Origin of the sequence: Candidatus Avoscillospira sp. LCP25S3_F1 (assembly GCF_052117125.1) — a bacterium.
GTDB lineage: Bacteria > Bacillota > Clostridia > Oscillospirales > Oscillospiraceae > Avoscillospira_A.
In genome coordinates this window covers 200,341-209,615 of sequence record NZ_JBQKJT010000007.1, presented here as the reverse complement: position 1 = coordinate 209,615, position 9,275 = coordinate 200,341, and the positions used below count along the sequence as shown (strand labels likewise).

Annotated in this window: 6 protein-coding genes and 7 pseudogenes; all 13 read right to left on the bottom strand. The window is 49.8% G+C overall.

Going from position 1 to position 9,275, the window contains the following annotated elements; translation table 11 throughout:
- Positions 1 to 737, bottom strand: a 737-nt coding sequence (locus tag ACTQ33_RS08680; RefSeq protein ID WP_441463921.1) for an IS110 family transposase, incomplete at its 3' end; no start/stop codon positions are given.
- Between the two features lie 409 nt (positions 738 to 1,146).
- Positions 1,147 to 1,347, bottom strand: a pseudogene (locus tag ACTQ33_RS08675) (manganese catalase family protein); the annotation flags it as partial.
- Positions 1,348 to 1,367: 20 nt separating this feature from the next.
- Positions 1,368 to 2,933 carry a recombinase family protein gene (locus tag ACTQ33_RS08670; RefSeq protein WP_441463919.1) on the bottom strand — a complete coding sequence of 522 codons (1,566 nt, stop codon included), beginning with the start codon at positions 2,931 to 2,933 and terminating at the stop codon, positions 1,368 to 1,370.
- 72 nt (positions 2,934 to 3,005) lie between these two features.
- Positions 3,006 to 3,155 carry a hypothetical protein gene (locus ACTQ33_RS08665; protein WP_418523508.1) on the bottom strand — a complete coding sequence of 50 codons (150 nt, stop codon included), beginning with the start codon at positions 3,153 to 3,155 and terminating at the stop codon, positions 3,006 to 3,008.
- Between the two features lie 450 nt (positions 3,156 to 3,605).
- Positions 3,606 to 3,857 (bottom strand): helix-turn-helix domain-containing protein, encoded by a 252-nt coding sequence (locus ACTQ33_RS08660; protein ID WP_441463917.1) that lies wholly within the window; start codon positions 3,855 to 3,857, stop codon positions 3,606 to 3,608.
- Positions 3,838 to 4,236, bottom strand: a pseudogene (locus ACTQ33_RS08655) (RNA polymerase sigma factor); the annotation flags it as partial. The pseudogene ACTQ33_RS08655 and the gene ACTQ33_RS08660, both read right to left, overlap by 20 nt.
- Before the next feature lie 33 nt (positions 4,237 to 4,269).
- A pseudogene (locus ACTQ33_RS08650) lies at positions 4,270 to 5,083 on the bottom strand (recombinase family protein); the annotation flags it as partial.
- 85 nt (positions 5,084 to 5,168) lie between these two features.
- A complete protein-coding gene (locus ACTQ33_RS08645) occupies positions 5,169 to 7,070 on the bottom strand; it encodes an AAA family ATPase (protein ID WP_002592865.1) in 1,902 nt (633 codons plus the stop codon).
- A 234-nt stretch (positions 7,071 to 7,304) separates the two neighbouring features.
- Positions 7,305 to 7,835 (bottom strand): annotated as a pseudogene (locus ACTQ33_RS08640) (recombinase family protein); the annotation flags it as partial.
- Between the two features lie 31 nt (positions 7,836 to 7,866).
- A pseudogene (locus ACTQ33_RS08635) lies at positions 7,867 to 8,163 on the bottom strand (conjugal transfer protein TraG); the annotation flags it as partial.
- Entirely contained in the window at positions 8,160 to 8,531 is a 372-nt protein-coding gene (locus ACTQ33_RS08630; protein ID WP_441463914.1) for a PcfB family protein, read from the bottom strand. The gene ACTQ33_RS08630 and the pseudogene ACTQ33_RS08635, both read right to left, overlap by 4 nt.
- Positions 8,491 to 8,670 (bottom strand): annotated as a pseudogene (locus tag ACTQ33_RS08625) (DUF6017 domain-containing protein); the annotation flags it as partial. The pseudogene ACTQ33_RS08625 and the gene ACTQ33_RS08630, both read right to left, overlap by 41 nt.
- A 351-nt stretch (positions 8,671 to 9,021) precedes the next feature.
- Positions 9,022 to 9,249, bottom strand: a pseudogene (locus ACTQ33_RS08620) (manganese catalase family protein); the annotation flags it as partial.
- Positions 9,250 to 9,275 lie beyond the last annotated feature (26 nt).

Sequence of the window (9,275 nt, the reverse complement as noted above, 5' to 3'; positions counted from 1 at the left end):
TCACGGATAAGCCGGATGGTATGTTGCAATTCCAGGGATTTGGCAGGCATACAGGACCCAACAGAATTCTGAGCAGCGCTCCGGATAGTAACAGCCATATCCCGACCGTAGCGACCTTTGGAGGCGTTTCCCAAAAGGGTTTTGAGCCTTGTCAGGTGTGCCTTGGCAATCTGTTTGGAACCTGGAAACTCTTCCAGCAGAGCGTAGACAGTCGCCAAATGGAGAGAGGACACCAGCTTCTCCAGTTCAGGGAAGAGAATGCAAACCAGTCTGGAAATTGAGCTTTTCAGCTTTGCTCGTTCTTTCACCTTGTCAAAACGGTATCTGGTGAGTGACTTTAGTTCCTCGTTGTGATATGCTGTATTCGTGTAGGGTTTGAGGCCCACATCGGATAACAGCATAGCAGCAATGGTTCGAGCATCTACACGGTCGGTCTTGGTCTTTCGCAGGCTGAGACTTTTCCGGTAGAGATTCGTGCGTAAGGGATTCAAGACATAGGTGGCCAGACCGTTGTCCAGAAGAAACCCAAGAATGTTGTAGCTGTAATGCCCGGTTGCCTCAAGCCCTACTTTTATTTTGTCCTGCGGTGTAGTACAAGCTCGAATTTTTTCCAGTAGAGCATCAAAACCGTCCATGTTGTTAGGGATAGTAAAAACATCCGCCAGAACTTCACCCTCTGAGCTTACAATGAAGCAATCATGCTTGTTTTTTGAGACATCAATGCCAACAGAAACCACCATAACAAATACCTCCAGAGAAAATATGTGATGCTGCATCCACAGTACACCTTACTTTTGTAGCCTTGTTCCACATAAACCGTCTGGCGGTATTTAACTGATTAACAAAATTGTAAGGGGCTGTGGTTGGAACCTTTCGTGAACCATCTTGTGGTAGGAGCCGCCAACCAATCCACAGCATCCCTTACAGTGTAGCACAGCCCTTGGAGAGGGGCTCTAATAACTACTACTCTATAATACAAGGTAGCCGCCAGGCGGTGAACAAATGGATGCCCGGCCAGTGTGTATCCAGCACGGGTTTTCTCCTCCAAATGGCGGAGTGGTCCTGTTTTTTCGCATAAGGTCCAGTCAAACAAAAAAGCGGGAGCCTGCCAACTTGGCAAGGCTCCCGCAACGTTTTCAGATTTCCTTATAAGTCGATGGCAGGATTCATAAAATAAATGTTTTTCTGATCCAGCTTTTCCCGGAGCAGCTGCATCGCTTCACCAAACCGCTGGAAGTGGACGATTTCCCGCTCCCGCAAGAACTTGATGGCGTCATTCACATCAGGATCATCAGACAGCCGCAGAATATTGTCATAGGTCTTCCGTGCTTTCTGCTCTGCTGCAATCATATAAGAACAACTTTTCATTAAAAGTTCCAATGAATTTCAATGGGAACGTCCCTTGTTCCCGGAATACGCTTGCCAACGGATATATAATCAATCAGCGTTTCCACAATTTCGCGGGTAAGGCGTTCCAAGTTAGTGTACTGTTCAATCAGTTCGCGGCGATTATCGCCCGCCGCAATTTTTTCTTCGATTTCGGATAACTGCTTTTCTCCGTCAGCAATAACGCGCTCCAGGCGGTCGCGGTCTGTGGTAAATTCTTTAGACATTTCCACATAATCGCTTTCGGAAATTAAGCCCTTGACCTTATCCATATAAAGCTCTCTGATACCTTTTGAATACTCTGCAACCTTTTTTTGATAGGTGGCAATATCAGTAAGCAATCGGTTTTTCTGCCCCTGCAAGTTGTCGCAAAACTCAATGTTCTGTTCTAACTCGTCTTTGTCAAGATACTCTGCGGATAATCGGTTCAGCTCGTCTATAACAAGCCGTTCCAATTTATCAACGGAGATAAAGGAGCCAATACAAGCGTCCTTTGCTACATGGCGGTTAGAGCATTGTAAATAATGCTTGCTGCCGCGTTGGGGAGAGGTTTTAGAGGAGCGCATTGTATAACCGCAGTTAGCGCAGCGGGCTTTTCTTGCGAATAAACCGATTGTGCCAACATCAAAGGGTTTTGCCCTTTGTTCGATTAACGCTTGTACTCTGTCCCAAAGTTCTCGGTCAATAATCGGCTCATGCGTCCCCTCGACACGATACCATTGCTCTTTTGGGCGTGGCTTATTTTGCTTTGTCTTATAGGACACGCTGCCGTATTTACCTTGTACCATATTGCCGATATAGATTTCATTTATCAGCATATCAGAAATAGCAAAGTATTTCCAAAGAGTGCTGTTTTTTGTTTTCGGCTGTTGGTAACGTAAACCATGCAGACGCTTATATTCAGTTGGATTAGGTATGCCCCTGTCATTGAGCATACGGGCGATAGCAGTTTTTCCGTACCCCTGTGAAAACAGGGTAAACACTTCTCGGACAACGGCTGCGGCTTCCTCGTCGATTATCAAATGTCCTTTTTGGTCGGGGTCTTTCTTATAGCCATAGAGGGCAAAAGCACCGATATGAAAACCATTTTCCCGCCTGTTCGTCAAGACGCTGCGGATATTCTCGGACATATCCTCTAAATACCATTCGTTGACAAGTCCGTTTATCTGCCGGGACTTTTTGTTTCCTTTGTTTGCGGTATCAGCGTTATCAACAATACTGATGAAGCGAATACCCCATATAGGGAAAAGCCCGTGTATATACTTCTCAACCAATTCCAATTCACGGGTAAAACGTGATTGTGTCTTGCAGAGGATAATATCAAACTTGTGTTGCTCCGCGTCCTTTAGCAGACGGTTAAATTCCGGGCGGCGTCTGTCAGACCCGGTATAGTCGTCATCGCTGTAAATGTTGTAAAGTTCCCACCCCTGTTCCATAGCGTATTGCAATAGCATAGCCTTTTGGTTTTGTATGCTGTTGCTGTCGTCAGTTTCAAATTGCTTGTTTCTATCTTCTTCGGATAAGCGGCAATAAATAGCTACTTTCATGTTCATATCTCCTTAGAGATAGGAACAAGCTGTTTTCTGTACTAATTATACCATACAGAAAACAGCTTGTCATTATCGCCGCGTCGCGGTTACACCTTTATTTTTTTCTAATCTATTGATAAGTTCAATCCACATTTTTGTGAACTGGCTTTTTGAAGTAGTGTTTTCGCCGCTTTTGAAAACACTCTTGCAAGTAGCTTGAGGTTGTTCGTTATTTGCCATAATTAGCCCCCTTTCAAGAATGGCTAATACACTATATGAATAGTGGCAAGTCCACTATTACAACATATAAATGGGCTTTTATCAGACGGTCGATTAGCTTCTCAACCTCACGGGAATTGCACCCCTGCGCGGTTCTCGCGCAGCCCTACCCATTGCCTGCGACGCTTTTAACGCTCGGACTGTGGCTATAAGGGAGTATCATTATGTATTCTGCGCGTCGTCGCTTACAAGTCGCTACACTTGTTTTCCGGCGTGAGTGTTAATCGCTCGGCAATCCGGGGCAGGAAATTCCGCCGGGATTGCGTCATGGCGCACCCGCCGACAGGCTCGGCGCAAAAGGAACGTATCTGATTTGCCCTATACTGCGCCGCCGTTATCTTGCGTCGCTTTCTTTTTCAAGGTACAAAAGACAGAAATATGCAAAGAGGAAAGGGGAGAAACACTTTGCGTTTATTTCTCTGTCTTAAAGGATAGGACAGCCCGCATGAGCTTTGCTTGCAGCCGTTCCCGTAAGTCCTCGTCTATGCCGTAATAGGTGTTGCCGCTTTCGTCGCGGAGCTTTCTCATAGACAGATGGGCTATGTAGCTTTGGTAATGCTGCACCACAATTTTCATGGCGTCGGGGTCGCCCTTTGTCGCGGCTAAAATGACCGGGTAGGGTAATAAGCCGCGCTCGTTTTCATCAAAATTCGTTCCATTCATCAGCGCGTTCCTCCAAAAATCTTTTTAGCAGCTCAAAAGAGCTTGTCCGTCGGTACTGTACTGTGCTGCGGGGTACTTTCATCAGTTCCGCGATTTCAGCGTCGTTCATTCTGAAAAAATAGTACAGCAGTACGGCTTGCCGTTTTTTTTCCGGCAGGGAGTGCATAGCGTCGGCAAGGAGCTTCGCCGTAATTCTCAAACCGCCTGCACAAAAAGCCTCCTCGTTCTCGTCAACAAAATATCTGTCAACGGTGTAAAGCTGCTTTTCTTCGTGCGGGGAAAGGTCTGAAAAGTTGACTTCGTGCTTCTGCCTGCTTTTACGTTCCCGGCAAGCGTCAATCAGTTCATTGCGTAAAGCACGTTTGCAGTACGCATTAAACTCGCATCTCGTTTGCCATTCCAACCGATTAGGGTAGCCATAGCTGACACTGCCGGAGCAGCGCAAGCCCTTTTCCATTCTCGACTTGAAAACGGTCTTGATTTTCCGGCTGGTGTCGGCAACATACCACTCGTTTATCACATCTCGGAAAATGGACATTATATCAAAGCCGTTGGCGGTATCAAGATTGTCATTCGCCGCAATAAAGCGTACATGGTACTCGTCAAAGGTGCGCTTCAAAAGCCCCACTTCGACAACATCACGGCCAATCCTGCTTTGGTCTTTGATAATGACCGTAGCCACATTTCCCGCCCGGATTTCTTCCAGCATGGCGTCCAGCCCCGGACGCTTGAAAGTCGTTCCCCGCACTCCGTCATCGGTGAAGTGCCGGATATTCGTAAAGCCGTTCTTTTGGGCGTAGTCCTCCAAAATGCGCTTTTGGTTTTCTATCGACACGCTTTCCCCGGCTCGCTCATCGTCATGGGAAAGACGCTCGTACAGGGCTGTGATTTTTCCCTTGTCCGGCTGTTTCTTCATGGGGTGTAACCTCCTTTCTTGAGGGTGCGCGCTCCCTTTATCCTTATTGTAAATTACCATTCGGGTCGGTGCAAACGAAACTGACAGGAAAATCCTTTGACATACATTGCATAAGGTTTGGCTTGACGAAAAAGCGGGTCTTGCCGCTTCCGCTGCCGCCTATGACAAGAATGTTTTTGTTTCTCGCGTATTTTGGCTGCTTCGGGCGGCTGTTCATTGTCAGCCGTTCCGTCTGTGTCAGCAGTACATTGTTTTCAAATACGGGGTCGATATATGGCTTAATGTCGGCGGCATTGCCCCATGAAGCGTTTTGTCAAGTGCTTTTTTGAGTTATTGACGCAAATTCTTGTGAAAGTGCGAAAGTGCAAAGTGCAAAGGGTCTGCGTTTTGCACTTTCAGCTTGCGGGTTCGGGCGGCTGCTTCTTCTTGATGAAGTTATACCATTGACCGCCGACACGCCTTGCGCCCAAAATGCTGCCCATGTTGCGCTTGGCGTTCTGTACCGTCCTCTCGGATATTCCGGCTTCGGCTGCGGCCTTTACAATGTCCTCGCTGGCAAGCTCTTTCCCGTCTGCAAGCAGGTCAAGTATCAGCTTCTCGGCTTGTTCGGTCTTGGTGGCGGTGTTCCCGCCCGCGCCGGATAGCAGCTCGTCGGCGGTTATGTCGTATTCGCCTATCCATGAAAAGCCTGTTTCCGGGTCAAGGCAAAAGGCAACGGGCTTGCCCTCCGGCGCCAGGGAAGATTTGTCATGGACGATAACACGCACATTCGGCTCCCGCTTCACGCGCCCGATCAGCAGGACGCTCCTTGCTGCGGCGCGGAAGTCGATAGAACCTAAGCCCCGGTATGCGCTCTGCCCTCCGGCAGCTTTGTTCAAGTGTCCGATAAGGATAACGGCGCACCCGGTACGCTCGGCAACATCGGCAAGACGGCGGAACATGGGGCGCACTTCGTTTGCCCGGTTCATGTCGGTCTTTTCGCCCATGTACGCCTGTATTGGGTCAAGGATAATCAACCGCGCCCCGTTCTGCGTGATTGCCTTTTCTATGCGCTCGTCGGAGAGGGTAAGCTCCCGCTTGGCTTCATCAATCACAAGCACGCGGTCAAGGTCGGCTTCGGCTTCTATCAAGCGGGGCTTGACGGTATCGCCCAGCCCGTCCTCGGCGGTCTGGTAAATCACTTGGAATGGCGGCAGGGGCTTCATTCCCGGCAGCGTTCCCCCGGTGGTGCAGGCAGCGGCAAGGCGTAGGGCAAAGGTGGTCTTGCCCTCGCCGGGGTTGCCTTGCACAATGGTTACTTTCCCGAAAGGGATATACGGCTCCCATAGCCATTCAACGGTCTGCGTGTCAACCTCGCTCATGCGGATAATCTCGACGGTTTCTTCCTGCGGCGGCTCTTTCAGGCCGTAAACTGCTTCCTGGATATACTTCCCGTCTGTGATTTCTGCCCGGTGCTGCAATACCTCGTTCCAGTCCTTAAACAGCGGCACAAGGCGGTGGACGGTCAAGCCCTCCGGCACAAGCTCCGCAAGGCGGCTACAAGCGTCGTTTCCGGCTTGGTCGCTGTCAAGGCAGAGGTAAACGGTCTTGATGTTCGGACGGTCAGAAAGGAAACGCAATAGGGCTTTTTCTCCCACGCCGCCCAATGACAAATAGCTCTGCTTCTGCCATTCCTTTTTGAACAGGCAGAGGAAAGAGAGCAGGTCAACGGGGGCTTCAAAGGCAAAAAGCCTGTCGCCCTCGCCCCGGTAACAGAAATTAAAGGCTTTGTCGCTGCCTTTCACATCGAGCCGGAAGTTTCCCGCCGTTCCCTTGCTGTGGGCGTAGCGCGGTATTCCGTCCTCGTCCCGCCCCACAAATACGGCGTTGTGGTGGGCTGCGTCCTCGTAAATATCGCCGCGGGCAAAGAAAAAGCCCGTCACATCTTCATCAATGCGGCGGGCTGCTGTGAGGTAGTTCCTCGCTGTTCGGTTGTCGCTGTTTGGGGGTGGTAGCCGGAAGTCGGAAAGGGACGCGGGGCAAGGTCTGTCCGGCGGCGGTGCGGCTCCCTTTTCTCCTGTGAGAAGTTCCACGGCTTCGGTGAAGCTCTTGCCGAAAAACTCTATAACAAAATCAACGGGGCCGCCGCCCTTGCTCTGGCTGTGCCTGTACCATTTGTTTCCCCGGACGGTCAAGCTGTCGTGCCGTTTCCAGCGGTATTCATTCCCGGCGCGGGTAAGCTGCTCGCCCTGTGATTGCAGGAAAGAAACAAGGTCGGCTTGATTCGCCCGGTCTATCTGTTCTTGGGTGTAGTACAAAAATCTCAACTCCATTCATCGTTCTAAGTCGTGCCGCTTGGCGCGGGTCTGCTCCGGCTGGTCGGCTTTCAGTGCAATATCAACGCACTTGCGGATATTGTGCAGCTCGGCAACCTCGGCGCGGGTTTCTTTCAGCTTGGTATATTCCGCTGTTCTCTGCCCGCTGAGAGTGGCGTACTCTTTTTCCCATTCAGAGATAGGCAAGGTCTTTGTCCCTTTCGGCAGATTTGCATGGAGATAGCCATAGAGAGCTTCGGTGGCAATCGGCTTTCCACTCATGCCCTTCGTCTTAATGCCGGTCTTTACTTTCTTGCTGATGTCCTTTGCGTACCACTCCGACATGATGTTGATAAAGGGCGCAAACTCCAATGTGTCGGGCTTCTCGCTGTCTATCCCGTTGTTGACCGCGATAAAGCGCACATTGTTCCGTCTGAATATCTCCATAGCGTTGCCGACTTGGAGATAGTCGCGCCCCCAGCGGGTCATGTCTTTCATAATACACACGCCGATTTTACCGTTTTCTACGTCCTCTATCATGCGGGAGTAGGCGGAGCGGTCGAAAAATCTGCCGCTTTCATCGTCGTCAATGTAGTGCCGGATATTCGTCAATTTTAGCTGTCTGGCGTAGCTTTCCAAAAACTTCTTCTGGTTCTGTATGGAGTTGCTTTCGCCGCCGTCCCTGTCCTCGTCGCCTACGGAAAGGCGGGAGTAAAGGGCTGTGATTTTGTTGTAATCATTCATGTGCATATCCTCCTGTGCGTCCATGTAGAGTTCTTTACACTTAAGATTATGCACTCCAACGTGCGCTGCCGTATTCCATGCCTTTGCGATATTTCTTTGCGTTCTTGCCTTTCATATAGACAGCAACCCAGATAACCGCCGCCCCTGCAATGCCGATAAGCAGGTCTGCGGGGTCAAAGCTCGGCAGGGCATTTGAAAAGGCAGCAGAAAAACCGTCCCCGATAGACAAGAGCTTTGCGCTCAAATCTGCGCCGGGGGATAGCCGGAACGCCTGTCCGATTTTATCAAAGAGATACACAAAGAGCAGATACGGGGCATTTAGGATAAGCAGCTTCTTAAAGTCTTGCTTCATAGCGATACCTCCCTGTCCTTGTGCTTTGTCTTTTGACGGTTTGCGTTAAGCTGCTTCGCCGCTTCCCGGAATGTGGCAAGTGCCTTTCGGATAGAGGGCTTTTGCTCCTGCGTCAGCTTCTTTGCGGAAAACTCCTTAAAGGCTGCGGTCAGCGCGTCGGCGTCCCGTCCCTTGAAAAAGACAAGGTAACGGGGCGGCGTTTCGGTAGCGTTTTTCTTTAAGGCAAAGTCAATCCCATATTTCTTCGCCGTATGCTCAAAGGCTTTGATATTCTCACTTGTGATTTCGATATTGGACAGTCCCGCGTTCTGCTTTGCAAGCTGCTTTAGCGTCGATACTTTCCCGGTTGATGTAGGACAGCCCCGCAAGGGTGTAGTCCCAATTCTCCGGCAAGGACAACATTTGCGATAACAGCCCTTTTGCCTTTAAGGATAGTTCCTTGTTTCGTAAGTGGTGGTTGCTCATTACGGTATAGCCCGTGTTGCGCTCCACGCGGAAAACTGCCATAGCTTCATCACTCCTTTGCTGTGGTTTTGTTACGCAGTAGAACAGCGATTTTGAGAGAAAAGGTATAAACCCTTTGCCCTTTGAAAATAGCATCTGTAAAGCCGCTTGCAGCAAGGCTTTTTCTACCCCTACTGCGTAACATGAGGGCATGAAAAAAGCGGCGTTCCTATATTCCCAAAAGGGAAGTAGTAAACGCCGCCTTTGCGGTACATTTTTAGTTGAAAACAGCTTGTCCTATCAGTATTTTGTGGCAAGTTGTTCTTATCACAACGCAGCCGGAAAAGACTTGTCCTACAAAGAATGTAGTGTTTATGGGGCTTTTCAGCTTTGTTGTTCTTACGCAGTCGTACCATCCGCTGCCATATCTTCCGACAGATCCGCAATGGGATCGCCGCTGCACTGCATACCAGCAGCGCTCCAGGGGGTACCGGAAGCTGCGGTAGGGTAGACAGCAGCCGTATGATCCACGAAATAGGGGGCGAAGCCCTTAGATTTGATCTGTTCCTCAGTGAGGTTCCGAGTCAGCTGGTGGACTATGGCACCGATCATCTCTAAGTGTCCCAGTTCTTCTGTACCTACAAACGATTCAAAATGGAACCGTCATA

Bases quoted from the DNA above. Each gene is read 5' to 3' on its own strand.
- ACTQ33_RS08660 (WP_441463917.1), bottom strand. From the start codon at position 3,857: ATGAATGGAACGAATTTTGATGAAAACGAGCGCGGCTTATTACCCTAC.
- ACTQ33_RS08665 (WP_418523508.1), bottom strand. From the start codon at position 3,155: ATGGCAAATAACGAACAACCTCAAGCTACTTGCAAGAGTGTTTTCAAA.
- ACTQ33_RS08670 (WP_441463919.1), bottom strand. From the start codon at position 2,933: ATGAAAGTAGCTATTTATTGCCGCTTATCCGAAGAAGATAGAAACAAG.